The sequence below is a fragment of the Thalassospira sp. HF15 genome, assembly GCF_011806525.1.
Classification (GTDB): Bacteria; Pseudomonadota; Alphaproteobacteria; order Rhodospirillales; family Thalassospiraceae; genus Thalassospira.
The window spans coordinates 644,996-670,079 of the sequence record NZ_JAAVKI010000001.1 but is presented as its reverse complement, the minus strand read 5'-3'; the positions used below and the strand labels follow the sequence as shown (position 1 = coordinate 670,079).

Here is a 25,084-nt window from a genome sequence, read left to right as displayed (position 1 = left end):
GCCACGGCTTTTTGAAATCGGTTGATCAGAAACCCCTGAAACCGCCGAAAACAAAAGTGTCGTCGATATGAGACAGTACAGTATGAGCGATCTTTTCCCGAAAAAGGGCCACGATCACGACAGATGTGTGCATAGCGCACTTGCGCAGGCAGAGAAAGTCTGTGACAGCGAAAATGCCCGCTTTACCGACATGCGCCGCAAGGTTTTTACCCTGATCTGGCAATCGCACAAGGCGGTGACGGCCTATGAGTTGCTTGATGCGCTGACCGCCGAGGGGCAGCGCGTGCAGCCGCCGACGGTCTATCGTGCGCTGGAATTCCTGACCGAGCTTGGACTGGTGCACCGAATTGAGTCGCTCAATGCCTATTTCGGCTGTGACCGGCCTGATTGCGAGCATCTGGGACAGTATTTCATCTGTACCGATTGCGGGCGCGTGGCCGAGGCGGTGAACGAGGATATGAGCAATGCGGTCCGCAAGGCCGCACGCAGTGTTGGATTTACCATTCAGGCGACCACGGTCGAGATCAAGGGGCTGTGCCATGACTGCGCCACTCATTGAGGGCCGTGATCTTGTCTTGTCCTTTGGCAGTGAACGCGTACTTGATCAGGTGTCATTGGCGATTTATCCGGGCGAGATCATTACCCTGATCGGGCCGAATGGTGCGGGTAAATCAACGCTGGTCAAGACGCTTCTGGGGTTGCAGAAGGCAGATAGCGGCGAAGTGATCCGCAAACGTGGGCTTACGACCGGCTATGTTCCGCAGAAGCTTGCCATTGATCAGGTTCTGCCGATGACCGTTAAGCGGTTTCTGACCCTGACACGTTCCGCCAGTCGGGCCGACTGCGAAAAGGTCCTTGGGCAGGTCGGGGCAGGGCACGTCATCGACGCGCAGATGAGCCAGCTTTCCGGCGGCGAAAACCAGCGCGTGATGTTGGCCCGCGCGCTTTTGCTGCGCCCAAATCTGTTGGTTCTTGATGAACCAACCCAAGGGGTGGATGTTTCTGGTCAGGCGGAGCTGTATCGTCTGATTGATGAAATCCGCGCTGAGCTTGATTGTGCGGTGTTGATGATTTCGCATGATTTGCATCTGGTGATGGCCAAGACCGATCAGGTGGTGTGTTTCAACCGCCATGTCTGTTGCCATGGCCAACCCGAGACAGTACGCCAGCATCCGGAATATCGATCCTTGTTCGGGTCGCGTGAGGCTGATGCAATTGGCATCTATCATCACCAGCATGATCATGAACACGATCTTTCCGGTCATGTTGTTGATGGATGCGGCCATGACCATTCGCACGCGCACGGTCAAAGCCACAGCCACGATCACGCTGGCGATCATGGCAAAACCGCCAAGGAAGCGGCAGGAACGAATTAATGTTGGATGATTTCCTTTTCCGTGCCGTGCTGGGCGGCGTTTTGCTGGCTGTGGTTTGCGGGCCGTTTGGGGCCTTTATCGTTTGGCGGCGGATGGCGTTTTTTGGCGATATGCTGGCCCATACGGCTTTGCTTGGTGTGGCGCTTGGTCTGCTGATCGGGGTGGATGTGCGGATCGGCATGATTGCGACCTGTCTGGCGGCCGCCCTGATCCTGGCCTATGGCCAGCGGCAGTCGCGGATTGGCAGTGATACGGTGTTGGGCATGCTGGCCCATTCCACGCTTGCTCTTGGCATGGTCGCCCTTGCATTTGTGCAAGGGGTGGCGATTGATCTGATGGCTTATCTGTTTGGCGATATTCTGGCGGTCAATACCGGGGATATCTTGCTTTTGGCGATTGGCGGGGCGTTTGCGCTTTGTGTCCTTGCATGGATGTGGCGGCCATTACTCGCACTCACCGTCAGCCCGGAAATTGCCGCGGCCGAGAGCATCCCGGTCGAACGGTTGCGTTTGATCTTTATGCTTTTGATGGCGCTCGTGATCGGCATGGCGATCAAGATTGTCGGGGTCTTGCTGATTACGGCTTTGCTGATCGTGCCAGCCGCCAGCGCGCGTTTCTTTGCACGCACGCCGGAGCAAATGGCGATTGGTGCCGGGTTGTTTGGGGCGGCATCGGTGCTGGCTGGAATTGCTCTCTCATGGCACGTTGATACGCCCGCCGGACCGAGTATTGTGATTTCAGCAGCAGCGATCTTTGTTGCTAGTGGCATTGTGATGACCGCAAAACGCCATTTTTCGCAAGGATAAACCTATATCGCCGCTGATGGGTGATCAGCCGTACGCCAGATTCCGTAAAGCGCAAATATAACTGCGTGAAAGGAAGCCGGGGTGCAGCAGCAATCACCAACAGATACCACACCGCAATCAGCGTCTGGCCGTGATGGAGATGAGCATTTCTTTGCGTCAATTCCAGTGCCGGCGCGTTGGTTCGGGCTAACCGGTGCGATCCCGTTTGTTACTTTGTCGATTGGCGGGGCCTTCTTGTCCGCGGCGCATCAGTCATTGGCCTATTTTACCCTTGTCGCCTATGGCGCGGTGATCTTGTCATTTCTGGGTGGCGTGCATTGGGGGCGGGCGATCAGTGCGTTTGATCAGGTTGTTGGCGCTGACAGGTTCTTGTGGGTTTCGCTTGGGATCAGTGTCATCCCGTCGCTTGTCGGATGGGCCACACTTCTTGTGCCGCTTGCGATTGCGCTGCCTGTCTTGGCGGTAAGCTTTGCTGCGATGCTTCTGATTGATTTGCAGGCCGTAAAAAGCGGGCAGTTCCCGTCTTGGTATGGAAACTTGCGCGTCATACTGTCGGTGATCGTGATTTCCACGCTTTTGTTTGCGTGGCTGTAGCGCAAAACAGATCTCCATTCCTGGAATAGAAAAGGGCGCTGAAAGTTCAGCGCCCTTTGTTGTTCCGGGATGATCTTTGGGCGTCAGACGGTTTTGAGCCGTTCAAACCCGGCTTCAAGATCGGCAATCAGATCATCGGTATCTTCAAGACCGATATGCAGGCGGATCAGCTGACCATCTTCGTCCCATTTGGTGGCGGTACGGATTTTGGTCGGGTCAGATGGCAGGATCAGGCTTTCAAAGCCGCCCCAGCTAAAGCCCATGCCAAACAGCTCCATATGATCAACCATATTGGCGAGCTGGGCTTTTTCGACCGGCTGCATGACAAAGGAAAACAGGCCGCACGCGCCGGAAAAATCGCGTTTCCAGATGGCATGGCCCGGATCATCAGGCAGGCCCGGATGCAGAACGCGTTTGACCTCTGGCCGGGTTTGCAGCCACTGAGCGACCTTAAGGCCGCTTTCATGATGCTGCTTAAGGCGCACGGCAAGGGTACGCAGGCCGCGCTGGGCGAGATAGCAATCATCAGGGCCAACTGCATCACCGGAAATCAGGACCTGTTTCTTGATGGTCAGAAGGTCTTCCTCGGTCGCAGTCGTGATGGTGCCCAGCATGACATCCGAATGACCGACAATGTATTTGGTGCCCGCCTGAACCGAAACATCAACGCCCAACTCAAACGGACGGCACAGGATCGGCGATGCCCAGGTGTTATCAAGCATGACCTTCACATTGCGGGCGTGGGCGGCCTTGGCGATTGCCGGGATGTCCTGCATTTCAAAAGTCAGCGAACCCGGGCTTTCACACCAGACAAGGGCGGTGTTGTCGCGAATAAGGCCTGCAATGTCGCTGCCAATCGCCGGGTCATAATATTCCGTCTCGACCCCGAATTTCTTGAGGAAGGTATTGCACAGGTTGCGAGTCGGGAAATAGGTGCTATCCGTGATCAGGATGTGATCACCCGGCTTCACAAAGGCGAGGATCGCATTGGTAATCGCTGAAACACCGGACGAGACACACAGCGTTCCATAGCCGCCCTCAAGTTCGGCAACAGCTTCTTCCAGCAGGAAGCGCGTCGGCGTTCCGTGGCGGCCATAGGTGACTTTTCCGGGTGCCGACGCACCGGCCTTTTCAAGCTCTGCCAGGCTGTCAAACAGGATGGTGGAGGCATGCAGTACCGGCGGGTTGACCACGCCGTGATACTCGCTGGAACGGCGACCGGCATGGACCAGTTTGGTTTCGGTATGTTTGGGGCTTTGCGATGACATTTCAGGCGGTTCTCCTTGGGCGCGAAGTCTTGTGCTTCAAAGACAAACCACCTTGGCGGCGGGCATTCAAGGCTTTTTGCGTCAAAGCCATTGTTAAACCCTGATATCAGGCTATTTTTTACAGGCGTTAACAGCAACGAATTACAAAGAATATGGCAAGGGGGCCTCGTGATTGAACTTCAGGATTTTCGCGCCGCGCGCAGGGCAATTTCGGATCATGTGCGACTGACCCCTGTGTTTAAGGCCAGCAATTTTGGCGATAGGTCCGGGTTCGTGGATCGGGATCATATCCCCGAGATGTTCCTGAAACTTGAAAACATGCAGGTCAGCGGTTCGTTCAAGGCGCGTGGGGCGATGAATGCTGCGCTGGCCCTTGATGCTGACCAAAGACGTGCCGGGCTATGTACGGCATCGGGTGGCAATCATGGCATGGGCGTGATCAATGCTGCGCGCACGCTGGGTGTCCCGGTAAAAATCTTCCTGCCGACCAATACACCCACCCCCAAGGTCAAGAAGCTGCGCGCGCAGGGCGTTGACGTGGCTTTGACAGGGGCTGTCTGGGACGACGCCAACCGTGCGGCGATGGAGCACGCACGCGAAAGTGGCATGGCTTATATCCACCCCTTTGCCGATCCCAAGGTGATTGCAGGGCAGGGCACGATTGCGCTTGAGCTGCTGGAGCAGCAACCTGACCTTGATACGCTGGTAGTGGCGATTGGCGGAGGTGGGCTGATTGCCGGCGTTGCAACGGCCGCCCGCCTGTTGCGCCCGTCGATCCGGGTGATCGGTGTTGAGCCGACAGGGGCAGCAACCCTGTTTGAAAGCCTTAAGGCCAACGAGGTCGTCACATTGCCCAGTGTGAATACGGCGGCGACCAGTCTGGCCCCGCGTCAGTCATCGGCGCTTAACGTTGACCTGATTTCCAAAAATGTCGATCGCATCGCGCTGGTCAGTGACACAGAAATGCAAAAGGCTGCCAAATGGCTTTGGAAAGAGTTCGGGATTTCGGTCGAGCTGTCGGCGGCGGCCGGTATTGCTGCAGTCATGAATGACCGTCTGGGGGATGCCAATCCGGGACGGGTCGGGGTGATTGTATGTGGCACCGGCACGGATGGATTTGAGTAGGGATAAATAAAAAGGGATGAAACCAAACGGTTTCATCCCTTTTTAAACCAGACGCCAGCCCAATTGGACTGGCGCGGAAATATATAGCGTCGCAAACCGCCAAAGAGCAAAAGCTCTCCGGTGCGGAATTACATCTTCGGCTCGACCACCTGACGACCACGGTACATACCGGTGTTCGGATCAATGTGGTGCGGGCGATGCAGTTCGCCGGTCTCTTTGTCTTCGCGGTACGAGCCCTTGGCGAGCTTGTCATGCGAGCGACGCATGCCCTGACGGGACTTGGTCACTTTTTTCTTTGGCACTGCCATGGGTCATCATCCTCTGGCTTGGGTAAACTCAGGCGCGCTTGTTACCGTGCGCGGTCGGGAAAGTCAACGACCAAAGTGTCGGAATCTGCATTATTTGCATTTTCCGGATCACTTTCGCGACCTGGCGCTTCACCACCCGGATGACCATCATGATCAACATGATGATCAATATGCGGGATCAGCCCTGTATCGCGCGGATCGTCAACAATATCGGTTCGCTGGTCGTATATAACAAAACCTGCCTTTTGATAAGCCCCAAGTGCACTTGGATGATCAAGAGTACAGGTATTGACCGTCAGGCGGGTTGGCTTGAAGCTCCAGGCGGTATCAATTGCCCAATCCAGCAGGTACTTGCCATAGCCCTTGCCAATAAATTCCGGCATCAGGCCCATATAATGCAGATCAATGACGTTGTCAGACTCAAGCTCCGTCAGATCAAGCTCGGCAAACCCGGCTGGTACACCGGCAACATACAACACATAGACGTGTGTTTCGGGGTTTGCCAGGATCGGTGCCAGTTCCTCGTCACTCATCAGGCGGCGGAGCCACCACAGCCAGGGTTCGCCGACCGTATTATATAAGTAGCGATAAAATGACAGGGTGGGGTCTTCGGCGCGAATGATCGCAACCTTGCCCGGTGGTACAATGGCCGGAACCCGGTCGGGCGGGCTTTGCATTTCAAGGAAGCTGACGACAACTTCCAGCTTGCGCGGATTGGATGGGGTCATTGGACTAAACTCTTGCGCATTATCTTGTTTTGCTGCGGATCAGGTTGATGCTGATCGGTGACGCTTCCAATAAAGTCATAGCCGAGTTTGGCGTAAAAATCACCCGCTGCGGCATTTTCAATAGTGATCCGGATTTCACCAAGGCCTGAAAGCCGCAGGATATCTTCGGCAAGGGCAACCAGTTCGCTGCCAATGCCGCTGCCTTGGGCGTGCTTGGCAATCGCCAGATAATGAACCCAGCCATAAACACCGTCATGACCGGTCATCATGGTGGCAAATATTTGCTGGTCTTCGGGTCTTCGGGCGACGATCAGGCTGCCGTTATTCGCAGAAATGCAGCTTTCGATATCCTGCCGTGCATCACGGATTGCCGGGATCAACCCGGTTGCAATCCAAAGCCGGGTGATGGCCGCGATGTCTTCGTTTGAAGGTGTCTTCAGCTGTTCAAGTTTGATGCCCGCGCCATCGGCGGTTTTGTTGGTCAAATCCTGACCAAAGGGGGATGGAGCGGACATCGGGGTTCTCATATCAAATGCCTGACACTGGCAGGGTCGGATATTCAGGCCGGGCCGGTATCAACGGGACTGTCATCGGTCGTTGCCCATTCCGCCCAGGATCCATCATAGACTGCGACCTGCTTGTGGCCGGTAATATATGCGCCCATGGCAAGGACACAGGCGGTGACGCCCGAACCGCAACTTGCAACGATCGGTTTGTTGAGATCCACACCTGCTGCGTCAAACGCAGCCTTGATTTCGTCGGCCGACTTGAAGGTGCCATCCGAATTCAGGAGCTCGGTAAAAGGCAGGTTATAGGAGCCAGGAACGTGGCCGGATTTGCCCCAAGGATCATCAACCTCACCGCGGAACCGTTCACCTGCGCGGGCATCAACCAGCTGTTCGCGTTTGGTTTTGACGTTTGACAGAACCTGATCATATTCCCGTAGCAAAAAGCTGTTGGCACGTGCGGTAAAGTGGCGCTCGCGCGGCTGGGTCGGCGCATCCGTGACCGGGCGTCCTTCGGCAATCCATTTTGGTAAACCACCATCCAGAACAACCACATCGTTATGCCCGAAGTGACGCAGCATCCACCATGTGCGGCAAGCGGCAAGCGCAGAACCTTTTTGGCTATAGACAACAACACGTACGCCATCGCCCAAACCCAGTTTGCGGACCTTGGCGGAAAACTTGATCGCATCTGGCATCATGTGCGGCAGCGGGGCGCTGTCATCGGCGGCAATGTCATCAATGTCAAAGAAAACGGCGCCGGGGATATGCTCTGCGTCATAAAACTCGCGGGCATTCTTGTTTTCGGCCGGCATGTACCAGCTGGCATCGACGACACGCACGTCCGGCGCATCAAGGTGATCTGCAAGCCACTCTGTAGAAACAAGGGCGTCTGAAAGTGGGTTGGTCATGGACAAGCTCCGATTGGCAATGGTGGGTATTGCAGGATGCCGGTTGTATCCGGGATCATTTTGAATTGGTCCTGTATTTACTTAAATTTGTAGCGATCCTGCCGCCTTCTGGCAACCGGCAGTCATGACAGATCGTGGGGGATCCGCACTTTTTACGGTTGCCATGCATGCGCATTATCCGTCAGCGAAGACGACATTGATCCGGCGGTTCTGACGGCCTTTCTTTTCGATCTTGGAAACCATGACCTTGCCGATCTCGCCAGTTTTGCGGACATGGGTGCCGCCACAGGGTTGGAAATCAATGCCTTCGATGGTGACGGTCCGGATGGAATGTCCGTCCATCGGTGGCTGCACTGACATGGTGCGTACCAGTTCCGGATTGGCCTTGAGTTCGGCAACGGATATTTCGCCGTCATAGACATCAGCGTTGCGCGCAATCAATTCATTAAGTTTTTCGCTGATTTCATCCTTGTCCAGCGTGGCGTCCGGAAGGTTGAAATCAAGCCGGGCCTTGTGGGCTGCAATATTGCCGCCGGTTACATCGCCCTCAATCACCGCACACAGAAGGTGCATGCAGGTGTGAAAGCGCATCAGTTTGTGGCGATTATCCCAATCGAGTTCGGCGGTAATCGTGTCACCGACGTTTGGTAGGGGATGGTCATCGGCAATGATGTGCAGGATGCTTCCGGTTTCGCGGTCCTTGACCGTTGTGACGACCGGCAATGCTGTGCCATCCGCAAGTGTCAACGTGCCGATGTCGCCCGACTGACCGCCGGCTGTGGCATAGAACACCGTCTGGTCAAGTTCGATACCGCGATCTGAAATGCTGGTGACGGTGGCGTTGCAATTCTGTGCGTAGGCGTCTTCGCGAAACAAAAGGCGTGTCATGTTTCTCTCATCCTTCACGTGTGGTGGCGTTCTTGATTTTTCCGTCTGCAATATTGGCAACTGGCCTGTGTGCAGGATCGGCTTGTTGGTGCCATGGTGCGTTCGGGGCCAAGGGATTGTCGAGGGCAAAGTTGCCAGAATTCCCCGAATTGGTATGTAAGAAATTATACATAAATAGTGAATTGATGTTGAATTACATACGAAATGTATGGTATTGGTGCCGTGTAATTCAGGAGTACAGCAGCCGTGCCAGCCGTTATTAATGTCAAACTTTCCGGTGAAGGGGACTTCGGACCGGTGGATCTCGAATGTGCGATCCCGCCAGCGCGTTTGCCTGTTTTGATGGCGGCACTGTTTGGGCAGGCGTCCATGGTGTCGGGGATGGTGCCCGGTGCAGTGCAGGGAGCTGCGCAAGCCGTTGCTGGTGGTGCACGTTCGTCCGAGCACGGCATTCTTTCGACGCCGACCCATACAGGTGTCGAGCGTTCAGGGGGTGAACATGGGGTTGCGGCTGCGGGTAGGGCACCCAAAGCAAGTTCAGAACATACCGAGTTCGGAAATGTCGGGGATCTCGCGCATTCAGGCGCAGTCGATCCAGGCATGTTTATCACTGGATTTGTCGGCAGCTTTGGCGATCTGGTTGCGCGTATGCAGCCGCGGGGGTTTGCCGAGACAATTCTACTGGCTGCAATCTGGCTGCAATATCGTGATGGCAGAAGTTTTGTGACGCGCGGGGATGTGCGCCGACTTTTGCGCCGTCAGGATCATCTGCGGATGCCGCGGAATTTCAGTCGGGATTTCCACACTGCGGTCGAACGCGGCTATCTTGAGAACGTCGAAAATGAAGACGGATATACCGTCGCAAGCGATGGCTTTCAGTGGTTCCGTGACGGGTGTATGAAATAGTACAAAAAGTCGAAAAAGATGTTGACGTAATGTATGGTTGTTGTATCTTTTTTGCAGGGACATACAAAAACGGGTGGGACCAAAATCATGAGTGAGTGGGAAGTCAGAAGCAGCTGTCGGGTATGGCGTGGCCGGTATGTCATTCGCGGCGATGTTGATCGTATCGCCAACGATATTGTCGAACTTCAGCAAAACCGTTTCCCGGGGCTTGATGCCGAAAAGGTATCGCTTCGGGTTGTGACCATGGCGGTGATGTCGGTTCTGGCCGAGGAATGCTGTGAAGACGGTGTTACGGCAGCCGAGCTTTCCTTCCTTTTGACCACCTGTCTTGGGATGCCGATTTCGCCAACCCGGATTGAACGCGAAATGGAGGGCCTTTCGGGCCTTGTCTGGACCGGGCAGTGGGGTGGTGAAACCCTTTATGTCATGGAAAAACGCGGACTGCGGTTCTTTGAAAGCGCACGCGCCAGAGCCCTTTCTGAAGGTGGCAATGTGGCCGAGAAAGACCGCGAAGGTCTTGCTGCCAGCGAGGCACAGGAAGCCATGGATGCCATGATCGATCCGGCGATCATTGCCGAACCGGCAGGGCATGCACGTTATCGCGTTGTCAGCTAAGAGATCACAGGATTGCTATTTCATCGCACCCGTCAGTCTTGCTGGCGGGGGTTTTGCTTTGGCGGGAAAGTGTGTTTAACAAGTGACTTGACCGATCGAAAAAAGCGCCATATGCATAAAGCCATGGAAAACATGATTGTACATTTCAACGCCTATTTTACGTCGTGCACATAGCGCGGCGCCTGTTGATGTGTTTGTAAAGTGAACCAAGACCGGCTGCCCCAGGGCGGCCTTTGTTTTTTCCATGAACCGGTTTGCCCGAGGTGGCCCCACCAATAAGGAAACCGGAAAATGACCCATATCTCTATTGCTGATCGCATGCCGACACTGGATTTCACGCCGAATGCCCTGAAAGACGGGATCGGGGTGGTGCCGCTTATTCTGATGGCGGGTTTTGCCGATACCAGCTCGGACGCCTGTAATCTTGTCGTCAGCGGCGCTGTTAGAATTGAAGGCAAACAGATCACTGACCCTGACCATCATATTCTCAGCTACGCCTTTGACGACGGTGAAGTGCTTCGCCTGATCGTTGGCGGCAAAAGCACGATGTTGATCCGGCGTGCGGACTGAGCCAGATGGCGTGCCGGTTACGGGATATGAGGAATGTCGCTGTTTGTGCCGTCAAAACAGCGACATTTGCCCGTTCGCGCTGGGGCGTTTGAAGCCGCTGCAATCCAGATCAAGAGATCGGCCAACAAGGCCGTGTTTCTTGCGAGCGGCATCAAAGCGTTTGGCGATCAGATCGGCAATCGGGCCGGTGCCGCGCATGCGGGTGCCAAATTGTGATTGATAGGTGTGACCATCGCGCATCTGACGAATCAGCGACATCACCTTGGCCTTGCGGTCCGGGTAATGAGCCTCAAGCCACTCTTCAAACAGATCGGCGATTTCAAGTGGCAGGCGCAAGACAATATGACCGACCGATTGTGCACCGGCTTCCTTGCAGGCGGAGACGATCTTTTCAATCTCCGTGTCATTTAATCCGGGAATGATTGGCGCACACAGGACCGTCACGGGAATACCAGCCTCCGAGAGCTTTCGAATGGCGTCAAGCCGACGATGTGGGGCAGAGGCGCGCGGTTCGAGAAGGTTGGACAGGCGGTGATCAAGGCTTGTGACCGAAACAGCCACCGATGCCCGGTTTTGGGCCGCCATCGGCGCGATCAAATCAATGTCGCGGGTGACCAGTGCGCTTTTGGTGATCAGCGAAAAGGGGTGCTGACAATCGGCAAGAACTTCGATGATGGATCGCGTGAGTTTCTTGTCGCGATCGACGGGCTGATAGGGATCGGTGCTGGTGCCAATGACAATAGGGGCGGGTTGATAGGCCTTTGATGACAGTTGCTTGCGCAAAAGCATTGCGGCCTCTGGCTTCCAGAAAAGGCGGGTTTCAAAATCAAGCCCCGGTGACAGGCCGAGATAGGCATGGGTCGGCCGTGCAAAGCAGTAAACGCAGCCATGCTCACACCCGCGATAGGGGTTGATTGATCGATCAAATGGCACATCCGGGCTTTGATTGCGGGTAATCACACTGCGCGCGCCATCAATGCCGAGGGTGGTTTTGATGCGCGACGGTTCCTGTTCTTCAAGCAGATGCGATGTCCAGCCGTCATCAACCGCCTGATGGATGTGGCGTTCAAACCGCCCGTCGATATTGGATACGGCACCGCGCCCCTTTTGTCCGCGGGCGGGCAAGATGTTTGGATCACATTTCGCGTTTGACCATCCATCATCAAAAATGGCGGTAGGGGCGTGCTCGTGCGCATGTTCGAGGTTGTTCTTCATGTGTAGACATTAAAGAACAAAAGAAGAACATTCAAGCAAAAGGTAATATCAGAAACGTGCACGAACCCCGGTCATGGGCAGGTTGTGCCGCTTGTCGTAACCGTTCCGGTAATGGTGTAACCACTTGCACCCGTCGAACATGCTGTGATGTTGGATGTATTGCCAGTACCCGACAGATTGGTGATCTCGACGCTGCCGGCCAGCACGATATATTTTTTGGTACCCGCTGTGCCGGTTATGGAAACCGTGTTGTCATCGATGCTGATGTTTGAATTGTTGCTGCCTCTAATCGACAAGAGCTGAGCGGTGCTGCCGTCGGCAACAACGGAAATATTGTTGTTTTCAATTGTGACATTGTGGCTGTCTTCGATTTCAAAGATAGATGCGGTTGTTGAGCCACCCGTCGTTGTCGTTGTCAATTTGCTGTTCCGAATTGTGACATTTTGCTTTCCAACGATTTTGGCGATGGCTGTGCTTCCTGCTTTGGTGAGATTTGCCGTGATGCCAATCAGGCTGCTGTTGTCGGCCATATCAAAGAAACGGTTGGCACCACCACCAGGGACAGCTCCTTCACCAGAGATTGATGCATCTGGAATGGCGACCGTAACCGATCGTCCCGTCGGGGTCTTGATGTCGAGTGCGCCACCCCCGACAATTGTTTGCCCATCCTGAACAGTCGTGGTGGAGTTGATATTTGTGTAGTTCCCGCTCAGCACGACGGTGGAGTTGGCTCCTGCATTGGCAATCGCGGTGGCAAAATCACCCGCCGATGTTGAATTGCTGTTTAAAAGCGTGATCGTTTCGCCGTCCGCTGTCTGGGTGACTTCACTTGCTTCTGAAAACTGTCCGGCCTGACTGACCACATCAATGTCGCGGATGATGGGATCTGTCATGCGCCGTTCCATCGCCGTCAGTCGTGGTTTCGGGGCATCGCCAAAACCTTGTAGTGGGATACGAAGGCGGAAGCTGGCAAAACCCTGTGTCCCGCGTGGACTATCATGCTGAATTTCCGCCCCCAACGAGAAGCGCGACCCTTCCCACAAGAATGGAACTTCATCAAAGGTCAGATCCAGTCGCCCGCGGGGGCCTTGAATGGTATCAACGTTGTTCTCGGCAAAGCGGTATCCACCAGCATAAGCGCGAAGCTGTTGCCCGGCATCAGCTGCAAATAACGGAATGCGCCAGCCAATTTCGCCGTCAAAACCACGCAGAGCGCGTTCTTCACCTTGGCTGTACATCAATGTGGTACCGCTCACATCGACGGTGCTCAGGCTGTCTTCTAAGTACTGTGTGGTGCCAATCGGCATATAGGCGTTGGCGCGAAAATCCCAATCAAGAGACAGTGCTTCGGCACCAAAGGTCAATTGGTTGAATTTGTTGCCATATGGGCTGTGGCGGCGGTCAAAATAACCGTAGCCGCCGATATTCCATCCCGTATCAAGCATCTGACGAATGCCGAGCCCAAAATTGCCTTCGTGACTGTTGTTGTCATCCATCCGCGCGCGAAGACTGGTGAATGTCAGTGTGTCCTGATCCTGCCAAAGTGGAATGAAAAGATCGGTTTCACCAAGATTACGGTCCGTTCCGCCTTTGCCTTCCAGATCAAGATGTGGGCCCCATTTGGGACCGCTTGTCACACTGTCGGCATGACCAACAGTTGTAACAAGCAAAAGGGGGGCGCAAAGAACTGCAGAACGGATCAATCGGGTGACGCGCATTTTTAACCTGGTCAGCAGGGCTCACAGTGCGTCAGCAGAGCGCTGACACATTGCCAAGACATCAGAAGATTTTGCTCGTGGGGGTATCGTGCCCCATATCTGCATGGCTTTTGGCCATGTCGATTTTTATGGGAACGACCGTAGTGGCGCGTGATCCTGGCGGCCACTTCTATTCCTTATCAATTTTTCAAAAATTATCATTGTTGCGGCCAGGGAAAATTAAGCGAACCTGGTCAGGTTAATGTTGCGGTACAATGATTTGCTTGTCGGTTTATGAAGGCGGGATATAGTGGATTAAGAGTGCAAAACGCCATCAAGCAATGCGCACCATCTGACCGACAAAAAGGGACCGCCTCATGGATTGGACGCAGGTTTTAACGTTCGCGCTTGTTACGTCGCTGCTGGTGATGTCGCCGGGCCCAAATGGTGTTTTGATTGCCAAGACTGTCCCGACGTCCGGACGTGCAGCAGGTTTCGCGAATGTTGCGGGTTTTGTCAGCGCTTTTTACCTGCACGGGACTTTGTCGATCCTTGGTATTTCGGTCATCCTTGTGCAATCGGCACAGGCCTTCATGGTCGTCAAGTTTCTCGGTGCGGCCTATTTGTGCTGGGTCGGGTTCAAGGCATTGCGCGATGCTTGGCGCGGCGGCAGAGCGGCTGCTGAAGTGTCACCGGCAAAGCGCAAGCGAACCCTTATAAAGGCCTATGGCGAGGGTTTTTTGACCAATGCGCTGAACCCGAAAGTCTCGATTTTTTATCTCGCGGCCTTCCCGCAATTCATCCCGGTGGGTGAGGGGGCGGTGATCTCGGCCTTTATGCTGGTGTGCTTGCATGCGGCGATGAACATTATCTGGTTCGTCGCCATGGTCATGTTGTTGGCGCGACTGACACGCTTTGCCGGGAGTGGCCGTTTTCAACGCGCGCTTAAGGCGACCACCGGTGCGGTCTTTATTGCCTTTGGCGTCAAACTGGCCGCCCTTCGCCCATAGAGTGTTCAATGTATTCGTTATGTGCCCGTCGCCCGTTTGGTCGGCGGGCTTTTTATTTGCGCACGACAATCAGCGCCATAATCGCACAGAACAGGGCAAACAGGATGTCGCTTGCAGCGATGTTGTCTGTGACAAGCGCCTCAAAAGCGGCAATCGGCAGGATGATTGATGTCAGGACGAGGAAGACCGGATTAAACAGTTTCTGTTTCATTTTAAGCACCTCCGTTCATCGTCGTGATCAGAAGTATGCCCAGCGCCATGAAGCCGCAAAGTGCGGTCAGGATGACACCGGTTTTTAGCACCACTGACAAGACTGGTCCTTCCTTGCCGGAAAGTCCAACCGTTGAACAACCAACCAGAATTTTTGACGGGGCCAGCATGCTGCCAAGGGACGCACCCGTCGCCTGTGCCGCCAGAACAAGGGCGGTCGACAGGCCGGAAAGCTCAGCCGTGTGGCGCTGGAACATCCCAAAGACAACGTTGGAATTGTTTGTGCTGCCGGTCATAAAAGCACCAAGCGCGCCGATGGCAGGTGAAATCACCGGATAAGCAACGGCAAAGGCCCCGGAAAAGACCGCAGCACCGCCTTCAGCCAGGGCATAGGTCATGCCCGCGTGGTCCATGATGATGGCAAGCCCGATCACCGGCACCATGCCGATGCTGGTCGGAAGGCCACTTTTGAGCGTGCGTTGCCAGATACGTTTGCCAATCCCGTCGTCGTAATGACCGCGCAGCTTGAAGAAGGTAAAGCTGATGGCAGCGGTATAAAGCAACAGCGCGCCCGGATGGCCAAAGATGGCAATCGCCTTGGCACTTTCGGCCTCGATCACCCAACCGGTTGCGGTCGCGGTTTCCGGGAAATCCAGCGTGAAGCGGATTTTACCCAAAAGCATTTCGATTGCGGGCACAAAGGTTGCCAGCGTGACCAGCACGATGAATACCAGATAAGGGGTCAATGCCTCAATCAGGGGCATGTGGTGATGATCATCAGTAACCTGCTCGGCCACATCATCGGGATGGGGTTTCCAGAACCGGGTCACGATGATCGAGGTCACAAGTCCTGCAATCCCGGCTGTCAGGCCCCCCAAAGTCCAGACGCCGTAATTGGCCATGACATACTGCACCACCCCCATGACGCCGGAAATGAGAACCAGCGGCACAATGCGACGTCGAATGGTGCGGAACCCGCCATCAAGCCACAAAACAGCTGCCCCGCACATAAAGCCCGACAGTCCAAGAAGAATGGCCGAATAATGGGTCAGTTCGGTGCCCGGAATGCCGGTGACACCAATAAGCGCTTCGAACGAGGTCGCCATATTGCCAAACAAAACCGACCAGCTATGCCCGATCATCGGGGCAGCGACCGCCAATACCGGGGAGAAACCCATGCCAAGCAAAAGCGGCGCGACAACAGCAATCGGCACGCCAAATCCGGCAACGCCCTGAAGGAAGCTGGCAAAAACATAGCCCAGTATCAAAAGCTGTAACGGGCGATCATCGGTCAGCGACCGTATGGCGCGCCCGATGGTCTTGATAGCGCCGGCTTCCTCGGCCGCGAAATACAAGATTAGTGCGGCCCAGACGATATAAAGGATGTAAAGCGCAAGCATCACGCCCTTGGCCTGGGCGATGATCAACATGTCAGTCGGTGCGCCAAAGAAGAACACAGCCAGGATGACGGTAACAAACCATGCTGCTGCACCGGCACGCGCAGCGCCCCAGTTGGCCTTGATCATCAGAAACAGAATGGTCGCGATTGGCAGTGCTGCCAGCAGGAAGTCGGTCATGAAGAGCGCACCATAACCTTTTGAAACGTGGGGCTATCGTCGAAAGTCTCAACGGGTCGCGCATATTGTCCGAGCTATGATGCAAGCGCAAGTGGTGTGTTCTGGTATTTCGTATGATGAAATGCAAATGCCGGATTCACGTGGAGCCCGGCATTTGTGGAAAATGAGTTGCCCGTCGGCCTTAGGCGCAGTCTTTGTTCTCAGCCTTTTCGTTCATTTCGGAAAACAGGTCGGCAGCAATTTCAAAGGATTTCAGGCGTGCAGCCTGATCATAGATGTTGGCGGTGACCATGATCTCGTCCGCCTTGGTCATATAGGCAAACTCGCGAAGCTTTTGGCGTACCGTGTCGCGCCCGCCGATGGCGGCATAGCGCATGGCATGATCAACCCCGGCCTTTTCGACGCGGTTCCAGATTTCATTCATATCCTTGACCGGTTTGGGCAACTGGCCCGGTGTCCCGCGCCGAAGGTTGAGGAACTGCTGCTGCATTGATGTTGCCAGATATTCGCCTTCCTCGTCGGTGTCAGCGGCAAAGAAGCCCATGGCGGCAATCGCATAGGGTTTGTCGAGTTGCTCACTGGGTTCAAAGCGGCTGCGATAAAGCGAAAGCGCATCCATCAGCATATCCGGGGCGAAGTGCGAGGCAAAGGCAAAGGGTAAGCCAAGACGTGCAGCAAGATCAGCTGAAAACAGACTGCTGCCCAGAAGCCACATCGGAACTTGTGATCCATAGCCCGGAACGGCCCGAATTGGTGGGTTGCCTTCCAGCGGGGCAAGGAATGCCTGAACCTGCAAGACGTCCTGAATAAAGCGTTCCTCGGATCCGTGCATGTCGCGGCGAAGGGCGGCTGCTGTGCGCTGATCTGTTCCCGGCGCGCGTCCGATGCCCAGATCGATGCGGCCGGGATGAAGGGCATCAAGGGTGCCGAACTGTTCGGCAATCACCAGCGGCGCATGATTGGGCAGCATGACGCCACCTGAACCAACCCGGATGGTTTCGGTGCCGGCTGCGACATGGGCCATGACCACAGACGTCGCAGCACTGGCAATGCCCGGCATATTATGATGCTCGGCCAGCCAGTAGCGATGATAACCAAGCTTTTCGGCATGTTGGGCGAGTGCAAGTGTGTTGCGCAATGCATCAGAGGGATGTTCGCCCGCATTTACCGGGCAAAGATCAAGAAGAGAATATCTTAGCATGGCCAGACTTTCGGTTTGGCGCAGACATCGCAGACATAAAAGTTCTGCGGCACGCCTGATTTCACAGTTGGGATTAATCTAGCTTGAAATCACAGTCTTGCCAGTCCCCAACCGGAGTGTTCATATGGGGGCCCAATCTTGGAGCATTGATAATGTTGATTATTCTTGGTGGATTACCGGGTGTCGGCAAAACGTCGGTTGCCAGATTGGCGGCCCGGAAACTCGGCGCGATCCATCTAAGGATTGATACGATAGAGCAGGCAGTACTTGACTGCGGCGTTGTGCCAACGGATGACATGGGGCCGGTTGGGTATGTCGTTGCGAACCGGGTTGCAATGGATAATCTGCGCCTTGGGAACCTTGTGATCGGGGATTCGGTCAATCCGATTGAAATTTCCCGTGCCGCATGGCGTGAGGCCGCAAATATTGCCGATAAACCCTTTGTACAAATTGAACTCATTTGTTCTGATCGTGATCAGCATCGTCACCGCGTTGAAACCCGCCAGGGCGATATCGAGAACTTGAAACTTCCCGACTGGCAAAAGGTCTGTGATCGGGAATATCACCCCTGGCCGGACGCGGATCTGGTGATTGATACGGCGTTGCAATCGCTTGATGTGTCGTCTGATATACTTGTCAGGTTTGTTCGGGATCGGATCGCAAGTATCTGAATTATAAAATGTCTATTCACCTATTCATCGATGCAGGGCTTTCGGTGGGTGGCAAGAGTCCGGCTGACAAAATTACGCAATGTCGCTGAGATGTCATTGCTGCGATAGGCCAGCGAGAGTTGCGCGATTGGAACGTCGCCCGCGATTTCGCGATAAGCGACGCCCTTTGCCTGGAGCTGTGTCATCGGCTCGGGGACCAGGGAAAAACCAAGCTCGGCGGCAACGAAATTGATCACCGATCCCAGCTGCGGGGCAATCTGGCCCATTTGTGGTTCAAACCCTGCATCACGGCAGGCCGTGACGACCTTGTCGTAATGGGTCGGGCCGACAGCACGCGGGGTCAGGATCAGGGCCTCATCACGAAGTTCGGACAGCGCGACCTTATCGCGTTGAGCCGCCGGGTGACCAGATGGGAGGACCAGCACCATCGGTTCGCTTGAAATCACATGCAGTCGGATGCCGTCGCCCGTAATTGCATCCTGACGCAAAAACACCGCATCAAGGCGTTCATCGCGGAGACCCGCGACAAGCTGGGCGGAGTTGGCTTCTTCAAGTGTCATTTCAACGCCGGGGTAACTGCGCCGGAAGTCACGAAACACGCGCGGCACAGACGGGCTGAATGCGGCAGACGCCGTGAATCCCACCCGGATGGATCCGACTTCACCGCGCCCGGCACGTTGGGCCGCACGAATGGCGCGCTCTGCCACATCGGGGAACTGTGCAACGACCTCGAGAAACGCTGTGCCTGCCTCTGTCAGTTCTGCGCCATGGGGGACACGATGAAAAAGGGCGGTGCCGATTTCATTTTCCAGATCACGGATTTGCTGACTGAGCGGCGGCTGGCCGATGCCAACGCGCGCAGCTGCACGGGTAAAATTCCCCTCATGGGCGACGGCAAGGAAGTAACGGATATGGCGCAGTTCCATATTTGATATATCCAAAACATATCACAAAAGACACTTCCATATATTGGACGGATGGTTGCGGCAATGCAATCATAAGCATCATTGATTGAACTGCTCCAAACGAGGTCGCAAATGTCTGTTCCCCGGGGCTCTGACCCAGAACAACATTCCGTTAGTGCTGCTGATGCGGCGTCATCTGATGTAACGCCGCCCAAACGTTCGCAAAGCCCGCTCGCGTCCACCAACGCAAATGCGTCTGCTGACCCGGTTTGGGTCAAGCCGGGGTCAGCCGCATTTCGCCGTATCAGCATCGCACTGTTTCTGGCCGGTTATGCGACCTTTTCGCTGATTTACTGCGTGCAGCCGCTGCTGCCGCAACTTGCTGGCCACTATGCGGTTGGGCCAGCGGAAAGCTCGCTTGCATTGTCGCTGACGACCGGGTTTCTGGCCTTTGCCATTCTGTTGGCAGGTGCGGTTTCCGAGGCTGCCGGGCGTAAGCAATTGATGCTGGTTTCTATCTGTGTCGCGTCGCTCCTGAACCTGATTGCACCGTTTCTGTCCGATTGGCATGCGTTTCTTGTTGTGCGCGCGCTTGAAGGCCTGATGCTGGGTGGTGTTCCCGCGGTCGCCATGGCCTATTTGGCAGAGGAAATAGATCCCAAGGGCCTCGGCATGGCGATGGGCATTTATATCAGTGGCACGGCGATCGGCGGACTGAGCGGTCGTGTCGTGATCGGTTTTCTGACCGATCTGTTTGGCTGGCACCTTGCCCTTGGGGCGATGGGGGCGTTGGGCCTTGTCGCAGCCGTTGGTTTTGCTGTTCTGTTGCCGGCGTCGCGTAACTTTGTGCGACGTCCAGGTTTTCAGGTGCGCTATCACTTACGCGCGTGGGGCGGGCATCTGAGGCATGCCGGCTTGCCGTTTGTGTTTCTGATCGGTGCCTTTGCCATGGGCTGCTTTGTCACCGTGTTTAACTATGTCGGGTTCCGGCTTTCGGACGCGCCCTATAGCCTGTCCCAAAGCCAGATCGGCCTGATCTTTGTTGTTTATCTGTGTGGATCGGTAACGTCATCCATTGCAGGGGCGCTATCAGACAGGATCGGGCGTGGTCCGGTATTGGTGGCAGGCCTGATGTTGGCAGCGCTTGGTGTCGGGCTGACCATCACTGACAGCCTGTCGGTGATCATCGGCGGGATTGTTGTTCTGACCAGTGGCTTTTTCGTTGCCCATTCGATTGCCAGTGGCTGGGTTGGGCGGCTTGCCGAAGAGGCCAAAGGGCATGCATCGTCGCTTTATCTGCTGGCTTATTATCTGGGGTCAAGCATCATGGGATCGGTCGGTGGCTGGTTCTGGGATCAGGGCGGCTGGAACGCGGTGGCGGGTTTTGCCGGGTCGCTTTTGCTTTGTGCGCTATTGTGCGGGCTTTACCTTTGGGGGCGTGTGGCAAAGGTCGCACGACAATCACAAGCCAGCATTGCCAAGGCAACCTGATCAAAACAAAACCCCCGCCAGTAGCTGGACGGGGGTTTTAAATTTCATATGGCCTTTGGCGCAGAGCTTAGAGCCAATCAGGGGTTGGCAGACCTTTTTCCTGAAGGAAGGCGGGGTTCCAGAGCTTGCTCTGATAACGCGTACCAAGGTCACAAAGAATGGTAACAATGGTTTTGCCAGGGCCAAGTTCGCGCGCAAGGCGTACTGCGCCAGCAACGTTAATGCCGGTTGATCCGCCCATGCAAAGGCCTTCTTCCTTAAGCAGGTCAAAGACGATTGGCAGCATTTCCTCGTCCGAAATCTGGAACGGGTGGTCGATGTCAACGCCTTCAAGGTTGGCGGTGATGCGACCCTGACCAATACCCTCGGAGATCGAGCTGCCTTCGGATTTCAGCTCACCAAACTTGTAATGGCTGTAAAGGGCAGCCCCCATCGGATCGGCAAGACCGATCTGGATGTTTTTGTTGCGCTCTTTGAGGCCCATGGAAACACCGGCAAGGGTGCCGCCGGTCCCAACCGCACAGATGAAACCATCAACCGTGCCATCAGTCTGGTCCCAGATTTCCGGGGCCGTGGTGTCGATATGGCCCTGGCGGTTGGCGACATTGTCGAACTGGTTGGCCCAGATGGCGCCATTCGGCTCGGACTGTGCCAGTTCTTCCGCCAAACGACGAGAGACGTGCACATAGTTGTTCTCATCGCGATAGGGGACGGCAGGGACTTCGCGCAGATCCGCACCCAGAAGCCGCAGCAGGTCTTTCTTTTCCTGGCTCTGGGTTTCAGGAATGACGATCACCGTGCGATAGCCAAGTGCGTTGCCAACGGTGGCAAGGCCGATGCCGGTGTTTCCGGCCGTTCCTTCGACAATGACGCCGCCCGGTTTCAACAGACCGCGTGCTTCCGCATCGCGAATGATGGCAAGGGCAGCGCGGTCCTTGACCGACCCGCCCGGGTTTGCATATTCCGCCTTGCCAAGAATGGTGCAGCCCGTCAGCTCGGAAACCTTTTTAAGCTTCACAAGCGGGGTGCGGCCAATGGCTTCTATGGTGCCATTGCGAATGTCCATGACAGACTCCAAAAATGGTGGTTTCAAATTAGATTGATTGTTGATTGATCCTTTTGCACACAAAAGTCAAGGCAGTTTAAAATATATCACGTAAATATTGTGTGATTATTGTCTTTTGGCCTGTACAGGTTATTTGACTCAAACCCCGGATTTCTGCCGCAGACGGCTCCGATTAAGCATCAACCACTGAACTGCGATCGTCGTCATTGCATTGCAGAGTTGTCCATTGTGCAACATCGCAAAGCATTCCTCTGCAGGTACGGTAAAGACACGAATATCCTCTCCTTCCTCCGCCAAGCCATGCAACCCGCCAACATTGCTGGCATCAACTTGACCGCAATATAGTGTGACGGTCTCGCTCGAACAGCCAGGTGTGACGTAGTAATGCGAAATCAGATCAAGCGAACCGATGATTTCGCATCCGGCTTCTTCGATGGTTTCGCGCCTGGCAACGTCTTCCGCACTTTCGCCGTCTTCGATGATGCCTGCGACGATCTCGGTCAGCCAGACCGGCATCTCAGAACTACTGGCGTTTACTGATATGGTGCCGGGACGGAACTGTTCAATCAGGACGACTTCATCCCGGATCGGGTCATAGGGCAGGACGGCAACAGCATGGCCACGTTCGAGGACTTCACGCTGGAGCACCGGGCTTTGGCCGCCGTCAAATTTGTCATGTTGAAGGTGATAGACGTCAATCTTGCAGTAACCGTCCCAGGCACGCTTACGGTCGATTATTTTAAAGTCCATGTGCTTCACAGTCATTCTCCCTGTTGATGCGCTTTTTGTGGGGTCATTCTGTTGATTGTCGTTGTTCTTAATATGTTGGTATGCTTATGTATTCGTGAATGCATTTATGATCGGTATAGAGGTTGAAATTTTGGGGGCGCGGTCTCCTTCAATCGGGTAGGAGCGGCATCCCTTGGTTCCAATTATACCAGAACTGGTGTAACCTTTCGGATATGGCAGGCGCAGAAATAGGTCGTAAATAACTGTGCTTTAATTCAGGGTTTAGGTGTCTTGGGGGATACAGGACGTTGATGCGGTTCGAGCCAACGGAAATCGCACGTCTGTATGGGCGGTCACGTGTAGGTGTTGTTGTACACAAGGATCTCGAAGCTGTGTACGTCAATGATGCCTATGCGAAAATGCTGGGCCGTCGCGATGTCTCGGATTTCATGAGCGACCCGGACATGCACCAGTATATCCCGCCAAGCTTCCATCATGAGGCAGATAAACTCTCCTGTAATTTCCAGAAAAGCAGCGGCTTCCACGGTTGGAAGAAGGTTTATAACATCCGAACCGACGGGACCCCGGTCTGGATGGAAATCAGTGACGAGACCGTTGAGTGGGAAGGCGGAAATGCCGTCCTGACCACGGCGCAAATGATCGACAATGGCACCACTGCGATGCAGGTTGATCATATGCTGGGTCGGTCCTTTATCGGTGTGATGGTCCATCGTCACATGACTGCTCTTTATGTGAATGAAAGCTTTGCACGCCTGATGGGGGCGGAAAATGCCAGTTCATTCATGGAAAACCCCAACATTCTGCGTTTCATTCCCGAGGAAAGCCGCCCCCGTGCAATCAAGCACGTTGCGGCCATCCTCAATGGTGAACGGCGCGGTGACCGCCATCGCGTGCGCGATATTCTAGACGATGGCAGCTTTGTTTGGCGCGATCTGACCGATGAACGCATCTTGTGGCATGACGGCAAACCCGCCATTTTGACAACCGCGCATGATGTGCGTGACGAAGTCGAAATGCATCAGCAATTGGTGCGTGCCAAGGCCAGCCTTGAGCAGGCGGTAACCGAAGTGATCCGAATGGTGCCATCGGCTGTCGCGATGCTTGATGACCGACTTGATGTCGTTCATTTTAATCACGAATTTTCGCGCCTGTTTGGCGGCGAGAAATCAGACGGCACAGAACCGGAGTTTGAGATATCTGCCCTGCTTGAGTGCTGTGCAAGGATGATGCGCAACGGTCATGGTCACGCCAATATTGACGAGATGAAAACACCGTCAGGACGTCTGGCCGATATCCGCATGAATATGATGGATGACGGCGGTGTTATGGTGTCGGCCACCGACATCACTGATCACAAGCGCAAAGAACAGATGCTCGACACTTTGGCATCCACCGACGCGCTGACACGTGCGCTGAACCGCCGTGGTTTCGAAAGTGCGGTCAGCAGACTGCGCGAAATTCGCCATCTAAAAGATAAAAGCTGGGTCTTTGGCTTGATCGTTCTGGATCTGGATTATTTCAAGCAGGTCAACGATACCCATGGACACGCGGTGGGTGACCGGGTTCTTGAAAAGGTCGCCGATACCCTGCGGCAGGCGCTACGCGATGATGACCTTGTCGTACGTCTGGGCGGCGAAGAATTTGCTGTCTTGCTGCCGTCTGCGACCGCCGCAGTCACCAAGCGGATTGGCGAACGACTGTCGAATATGATCCGCGAAATCAAGGTGCCGATTGATAAATCCGGCAGTGAAGCGCAATACGTGCATATTACCGCAAGCTTTGGCGCGACGGTTGGTGGCGAGGGGCGTCAGAAATTCATCGAGCTTTCCGAGGCCATGAAGATTGCTGATGATGCGATGTATGCAGCCAAGGATGCAGGGCGTGATCAGTTGATCTTCCGTTTCGCGGGGCAGGAAGCCGATAGCTGATCGGTGGGTTTTCGAATATCATCTCCATTACAAATTCATTCCTGTGCGCTAAGATCGCAAACCCTTTGTGATGCGTAATGTGAGGCCGTGATGCGTGTTCGATCCATGATGCCTAATGATGCCGACCGAGTTATCGAGATCTATGGAAAGGCCATCAAATCAGGTCACGCTACCTTTCAGGAAGATGCAGGAACTTGGGAAAACTGGGATCAGGGGCATCTGGCTGAATGCCGACTTGTTGCCTGCGATGATGGCGATACCGTAATTGGTTGGGCTGGCTTGTCAGGCGTTTCCAATCGCTGTGTATATCGTGGTATTGCCGAGATATCGGTCTATGTCGACCCGGATTATCAAGGGAAGGGTGTGGGTAAATCAGTTTTGGCGGCCCTGACCAAAGCCAGCGAAGAACAAGGTATATGGTCGCTTGAAGCCGGCATTTTCCCGGAAAATGAGGCCAGTCTGGCGCTGCATCATTCCATGGGATTTGAAACGGTTGGCCGCAAGCGCGGGCTTGGGCGTATGAGTTACGGGCCGATGGCCGGGCAGTGGCGTGATGTGATTCTGTTGCAACGCCGCAGTCAGGTGGTTGGTGTGGAGTAATGCGAAATCATGTTGCGTATATCTGTATCTTGTTCGCGATAACTGCGTTCTAAGGGCTGATTTTTCGAATTTGTATGTAGCTTGACCAAAATCACCCTGGGCAAGCTTTAAATTCGCGCGGCAATAGGGTAATCAACAGGTCTGGGTAAGTGAGAACCCGTA

The 25,084-nt window shown here is 54.8% G+C and carries 27 protein-coding genes; 13 read left to right on the top strand and 14 right to left on the bottom strand.

From position 1 onward, the window contains the following. Window positions 1–82: 82 nt before the first annotated feature. The 4 genes from HED22_RS03070 (at window position 83) to HED22_RS03055 (ending at window position 2,776) form a co-directional block, all read left to right on the top strand. Window positions 83–559, top strand: coding sequence for a Fur family transcriptional regulator (locus HED22_RS03070; RefSeq protein WP_008890884.1), 477 nt, complete (start codon window positions 83–85; stop codon window positions 557–559). After that, complete coding sequence (gene znuC / locus HED22_RS03065; RefSeq protein ID WP_167718727.1) at window positions 540–1,376, top strand: zinc ABC transporter ATP-binding protein ZnuC; 837 nt, start codon at window positions 540–542, stop codon at window positions 1,374–1,376. The genes HED22_RS03070 and znuC overlap by 20 nt, the downstream gene beginning before the upstream one ends. After that, on the top strand, window positions 1,376–2,182 hold the full coding sequence (locus HED22_RS03060) for a metal ABC transporter permease (RefSeq protein ID WP_175581087.1): 807 nt from the start codon (window positions 1,376–1,378) through the stop codon (window positions 2,180–2,182). Before znuC ends, HED22_RS03060 begins: the two co-directional genes overlap by 1 nt. Window positions 2,183–2,263: 81 nt before the next feature. Next, window positions 2,264–2,776: a DUF3429 domain-containing protein gene (locus HED22_RS03055; protein ID WP_167718725.1), complete on the top strand. Its 513-nt coding sequence runs from the start codon at window positions 2,264–2,266 to the stop codon at window positions 2,774–2,776. Between the two features lie 83 nt (window positions 2,777–2,859). Here the strand turns inward: HED22_RS03055 and metC are convergent, their stop codons facing one another. Further along, window positions 2,860–4,044 carry a cystathionine beta-lyase gene (gene metC / locus HED22_RS03050; RefSeq protein ID WP_167718722.1) on the bottom strand — a complete coding sequence of 395 codons (1,185 nt, stop codon included), beginning with the start codon at window positions 4,042–4,044 and terminating at the stop codon, window positions 2,860–2,862. Window positions 4,045–4,212: 168 nt separating this feature from the next. On the opposite strand from metC, the gene HED22_RS03045 reads away from it, so the two are divergent. Continuing rightward, complete coding sequence (locus tag HED22_RS03045; protein ID WP_167718719.1) at window positions 4,213–5,169, top strand: threonine/serine dehydratase; 957 nt, start codon at window positions 4,213–4,215, stop codon at window positions 5,167–5,169. A gap of 128 nt (window positions 5,170–5,297) precedes the next feature. On the opposite strand, the gene rpmF is transcribed toward HED22_RS03045, so the two are convergent. The 5 genes from rpmF to HED22_RS03020 all read right to left on the bottom strand — a co-directional run bounded on the left by rpmF (window position 5,298) and on the right by HED22_RS03020 (window position 8,510). Further along, window positions 5,298–5,477, bottom strand: coding sequence for a 50S ribosomal protein L32 (gene rpmF / locus HED22_RS03040; protein ID WP_007090029.1), 180 nt, complete (start codon window positions 5,475–5,477; stop codon window positions 5,298–5,300). A 41-nt stretch (window positions 5,478–5,518) separates the two neighbouring features. Next, window positions 5,519–6,205 (bottom strand): GNAT family N-acetyltransferase, encoded by a 687-nt coding sequence (locus HED22_RS03035; protein WP_167718717.1) that lies wholly within the window; start codon window positions 6,203–6,205, stop codon window positions 5,519–5,521. Further along, window positions 6,202–6,720, bottom strand: coding sequence for a GNAT family N-acetyltransferase (locus HED22_RS03030; protein ID WP_167718715.1), 519 nt, complete (start codon window positions 6,718–6,720; stop codon window positions 6,202–6,204). Before HED22_RS03030 ends, HED22_RS03035 begins: the two co-directional genes overlap by 4 nt. Before the next feature lie 44 nt (window positions 6,721–6,764). Continuing rightward, a complete protein-coding gene (gene sseA / locus HED22_RS03025) occupies window positions 6,765–7,622 on the bottom strand; it encodes a 3-mercaptopyruvate sulfurtransferase (protein ID WP_167718713.1) in 858 nt (285 codons plus the stop codon). Window positions 7,623–7,796: 174 nt separating this feature from the next. Then, on the bottom strand, window positions 7,797–8,510 hold the full coding sequence (locus tag HED22_RS03020) for an alanyl-tRNA editing protein (RefSeq protein ID WP_167718711.1): 714 nt from the start codon (window positions 8,508–8,510) through the stop codon (window positions 7,797–7,799). Window positions 8,511–8,756: 246 nt separating this feature from the next. On the opposite strand from HED22_RS03020, the gene HED22_RS03015 reads away from it, so the two are divergent. From HED22_RS03015 to HED22_RS03005, 3 genes are all read left to right on the top strand, one after another. Next, complete coding sequence (locus HED22_RS03015; protein WP_167718709.1) at window positions 8,757–9,416, top strand: DUF4194 domain-containing protein; 660 nt, start codon at window positions 8,757–8,759, stop codon at window positions 9,414–9,416. 87 nt (window positions 9,417–9,503) lie between these two features. Next, window positions 9,504–10,031 carry a hypothetical protein gene (locus tag HED22_RS03010; protein ID WP_167718707.1) on the top strand — a complete coding sequence of 176 codons (528 nt, stop codon included), beginning with the start codon at window positions 9,504–9,506 and terminating at the stop codon, window positions 10,029–10,031. Window positions 10,032–10,322: 291 nt separating this feature from the next. Then, window positions 10,323–10,601 (top strand): tyrosyl-tRNA synthetase, encoded by a 279-nt coding sequence (locus tag HED22_RS03005; RefSeq protein ID WP_167718705.1) that lies wholly within the window; start codon window positions 10,323–10,325, stop codon window positions 10,599–10,601. Between the two features lie 51 nt (window positions 10,602–10,652). On the opposite strand, the gene HED22_RS03000 is transcribed toward HED22_RS03005, so the two are convergent. Together HED22_RS03000 and HED22_RS02995 are read right to left on the bottom strand one after the other, a co-directional pair. Continuing rightward, on the bottom strand, window positions 10,653–11,816 hold the full coding sequence (locus HED22_RS03000; RefSeq protein WP_167718701.1) for a PA0069 family radical SAM protein: 1,164 nt from the start codon (window positions 11,814–11,816) through the stop codon (window positions 10,653–10,655). A gap of 71 nt (window positions 11,817–11,887) precedes the next feature. Then, the gene (locus tag HED22_RS02995; protein ID WP_254869698.1) at window positions 11,888–13,486 is read right to left on the bottom strand and encodes an inverse autotransporter beta domain-containing protein; all 1,599 of its coding nucleotides are present in this window, start codon (window positions 13,484–13,486) and stop codon (window positions 11,888–11,890) included. Between the two features lie 404 nt (window positions 13,487–13,890). Here HED22_RS02995 and HED22_RS02990 point away from each other — a divergent pair, with 404 nt between their 5' ends. Further along, window positions 13,891–14,523, top strand: coding sequence for a LysE family translocator (locus tag HED22_RS02990; protein ID WP_167718697.1), 633 nt, complete (start codon window positions 13,891–13,893; stop codon window positions 14,521–14,523). A gap of 52 nt (window positions 14,524–14,575) precedes the next feature. On the opposite strand, the gene HED22_RS02985 is transcribed toward HED22_RS02990, so the two are convergent. The 3 genes from HED22_RS02985 to HED22_RS02975 all read right to left on the bottom strand — a co-directional run bounded on the left by HED22_RS02985 (window position 14,576) and on the right by HED22_RS02975 (window position 17,511). Next, entirely contained in the window at window positions 14,576–14,734 is a 159-nt protein-coding gene (locus tag HED22_RS02985; RefSeq protein WP_167718695.1) for a hypothetical protein, read from the bottom strand. A gap of 1 nt (window position 14,735) precedes the next feature. Next, entirely contained in the window at window positions 14,736–16,310 is a 1,575-nt protein-coding gene (locus tag HED22_RS02980) for an L-lactate permease (RefSeq protein ID WP_167718693.1), read from the bottom strand. Window positions 16,311–16,491: 181 nt separating this feature from the next. Continuing rightward, window positions 16,492–17,511, bottom strand: coding sequence for an LLM class flavin-dependent oxidoreductase (locus HED22_RS02975; RefSeq protein WP_167718691.1), 1,020 nt, complete (start codon window positions 17,509–17,511; stop codon window positions 16,492–16,494). A 152-nt stretch (window positions 17,512–17,663) separates the two neighbouring features. Here HED22_RS02975 and HED22_RS02970 point away from each other — a divergent pair, with 152 nt between their 5' ends. Continuing rightward, entirely contained in the window at window positions 17,664–18,182 is a 519-nt protein-coding gene (locus HED22_RS02970) for an AAA family ATPase (protein WP_167718689.1), read from the top strand. A 20-nt stretch (window positions 18,183–18,202) separates the two neighbouring features. Here HED22_RS02970 and HED22_RS02965 read toward each other — a convergent pair whose 3' ends face one another. Next, window positions 18,203–19,108: a LysR family transcriptional regulator gene (locus tag HED22_RS02965; RefSeq protein ID WP_167718687.1), complete on the bottom strand. Its 906-nt coding sequence runs from the start codon at window positions 19,106–19,108 to the stop codon at window positions 18,203–18,205. 111 nt (window positions 19,109–19,219) lie between these two features. On the opposite strand from HED22_RS02965, the gene HED22_RS02960 reads away from it, so the two are divergent. Next, window positions 19,220–20,578, top strand: a complete 1,359-nt coding sequence (locus tag HED22_RS02960; protein ID WP_167718686.1) for an MFS transporter — start codon at window positions 19,220–19,222, stop codon at window positions 20,576–20,578. A gap of 67 nt (window positions 20,579–20,645) precedes the next feature. On the opposite strand, the gene HED22_RS02955 is transcribed toward HED22_RS02960, so the two are convergent. Beyond that, entirely contained in the window at window positions 20,646–21,644 is a 999-nt protein-coding gene (locus HED22_RS02955) for a cysteine synthase A (RefSeq protein WP_167718684.1), read from the bottom strand. A 138-nt stretch (window positions 21,645–21,782) separates the two neighbouring features. Next, window positions 21,783–22,394: an NUDIX domain-containing protein gene (locus HED22_RS02950; protein WP_167718681.1), complete on the bottom strand. Its 612-nt coding sequence runs from the start codon at window positions 22,392–22,394 to the stop codon at window positions 21,783–21,785. A gap of 290 nt (window positions 22,395–22,684) precedes the next feature. Here HED22_RS02950 and HED22_RS02945 point away from each other — a divergent pair, with 290 nt between their 5' ends. Further along, window positions 22,685–24,322 carry a diguanylate cyclase gene (locus HED22_RS02945; protein ID WP_167718679.1) on the top strand — a complete coding sequence of 546 codons (1,638 nt, stop codon included), beginning with the start codon at window positions 22,685–22,687 and terminating at the stop codon, window positions 24,320–24,322. A 90-nt stretch (window positions 24,323–24,412) separates the two neighbouring features. Continuing rightward, window positions 24,413–24,922 (top strand): GNAT family N-acetyltransferase, encoded by a 510-nt coding sequence (locus tag HED22_RS02940; RefSeq protein WP_167718677.1) that lies wholly within the window; start codon window positions 24,413–24,415, stop codon window positions 24,920–24,922. Window positions 24,923–25,084: the final 162 nt, after the last annotated feature.

What these genes read in the sequence shown, in the direction of transcription:
- HED22_RS03070 (WP_008890884.1), top strand. Translation starts at nt 83, where the DNA reads ATGAGCGATCTTTTCCCGAAAAAGGGCCACGATCACGACAGATGTGTG.
- znuC (WP_167718727.1), top strand. Translation starts at nt 540, where the DNA reads ATGACTGCGCCACTCATTGAGGGCCGTGATCTTGTCTTGTCCTTTGGC.
- HED22_RS03060 (WP_175581087.1), top strand. Translation starts at nt 1,376, where the DNA reads ATGTTGGATGATTTCCTTTTCCGTGCCGTGCTGGGCGGCGTTTTGCTG.
- metC (WP_167718722.1), bottom strand. Translation starts at nt 4,044, where the DNA reads ATGTCATCGCAAAGCCCCAAACATACCGAAACCAAACTGGTCCATGCC.
- rpmF (WP_007090029.1), bottom strand. Translation starts at nt 5,477, where the DNA reads ATGGCAGTGCCAAAGAAAAAAGTGACCAAGTCCCGTCAGGGCATGCGT.
- HED22_RS03035 (WP_167718717.1), bottom strand. Translation starts at nt 6,205, where the DNA reads ATGACCCCATCCAATCCGCGCAAGCTGGAAGTTGTCGTCAGCTTCCTT.
- HED22_RS03030 (WP_167718715.1), bottom strand. Translation starts at nt 6,720, where the DNA reads ATGTCCGCTCCATCCCCCTTTGGTCAGGATTTGACCAACAAAACCGCC.
- sseA (WP_167718713.1), bottom strand. Translation starts at nt 7,622, where the DNA reads ATGACCAACCCACTTTCAGACGCCCTTGTTTCTACAGAGTGGCTTGCA.
- HED22_RS03020 (WP_167718711.1), bottom strand. Translation starts at nt 8,510, where the DNA reads ATGACACGCCTTTTGTTTCGCGAAGACGCCTACGCACAGAATTGCAAC.
- HED22_RS03010 (WP_167718707.1), top strand. Translation starts at nt 9,504, where the DNA reads ATGAGTGAGTGGGAAGTCAGAAGCAGCTGTCGGGTATGGCGTGGCCGG.
- HED22_RS03005 (WP_167718705.1), top strand. Translation starts at nt 10,323, where the DNA reads ATGACCCATATCTCTATTGCTGATCGCATGCCGACACTGGATTTCACG.
- HED22_RS03000 (WP_167718701.1), bottom strand. Translation starts at nt 11,816, where the DNA reads ATGAAGAACAACCTCGAACATGCGCACGAGCACGCCCCTACCGCCATT.
- HED22_RS02990 (WP_167718697.1), top strand. Translation starts at nt 13,891, where the DNA reads ATGGATTGGACGCAGGTTTTAACGTTCGCGCTTGTTACGTCGCTGCTG.
- HED22_RS02985 (WP_167718695.1), bottom strand. Translation starts at nt 14,734, where the DNA reads ATGAAACAGAAACTGTTTAATCCGGTCTTCCTCGTCCTGACATCAATC.
- HED22_RS02980 (WP_167718693.1), bottom strand. Translation starts at nt 16,310, where the DNA reads ATGACCGACTTCCTGCTGGCAGCACTGCCAATCGCGACCATTCTGTTT.
- HED22_RS02975 (WP_167718691.1), bottom strand. Translation starts at nt 17,511, where the DNA reads ATGCTAAGATATTCTCTTCTTGATCTTTGCCCGGTAAATGCGGGCGAA.
- HED22_RS02970 (WP_167718689.1), top strand. Translation starts at nt 17,664, where the DNA reads ATGTTGATTATTCTTGGTGGATTACCGGGTGTCGGCAAAACGTCGGTT.
- HED22_RS02965 (WP_167718687.1), bottom strand. Translation starts at nt 19,108, where the DNA reads ATGGAACTGCGCCATATCCGTTACTTCCTTGCCGTCGCCCATGAGGGG.
- HED22_RS02960 (WP_167718686.1), top strand. Translation starts at nt 19,220, where the DNA reads ATGTCTGTTCCCCGGGGCTCTGACCCAGAACAACATTCCGTTAGTGCT.
- HED22_RS02955 (WP_167718684.1), bottom strand. Translation starts at nt 21,644, where the DNA reads ATGGACATTCGCAATGGCACCATAGAAGCCATTGGCCGCACCCCGCTT.
- HED22_RS02950 (WP_167718681.1), bottom strand. Translation starts at nt 22,394, where the DNA reads ATGGACTTTAAAATAATCGACCGTAAGCGTGCCTGGGACGGTTACTGC.
- HED22_RS02945 (WP_167718679.1), top strand. Translation starts at nt 22,685, where the DNA reads ATGCGGTTCGAGCCAACGGAAATCGCACGTCTGTATGGGCGGTCACGT.
- HED22_RS02940 (WP_167718677.1), top strand. Translation starts at nt 24,413, where the DNA reads ATGCGTGTTCGATCCATGATGCCTAATGATGCCGACCGAGTTATCGAG.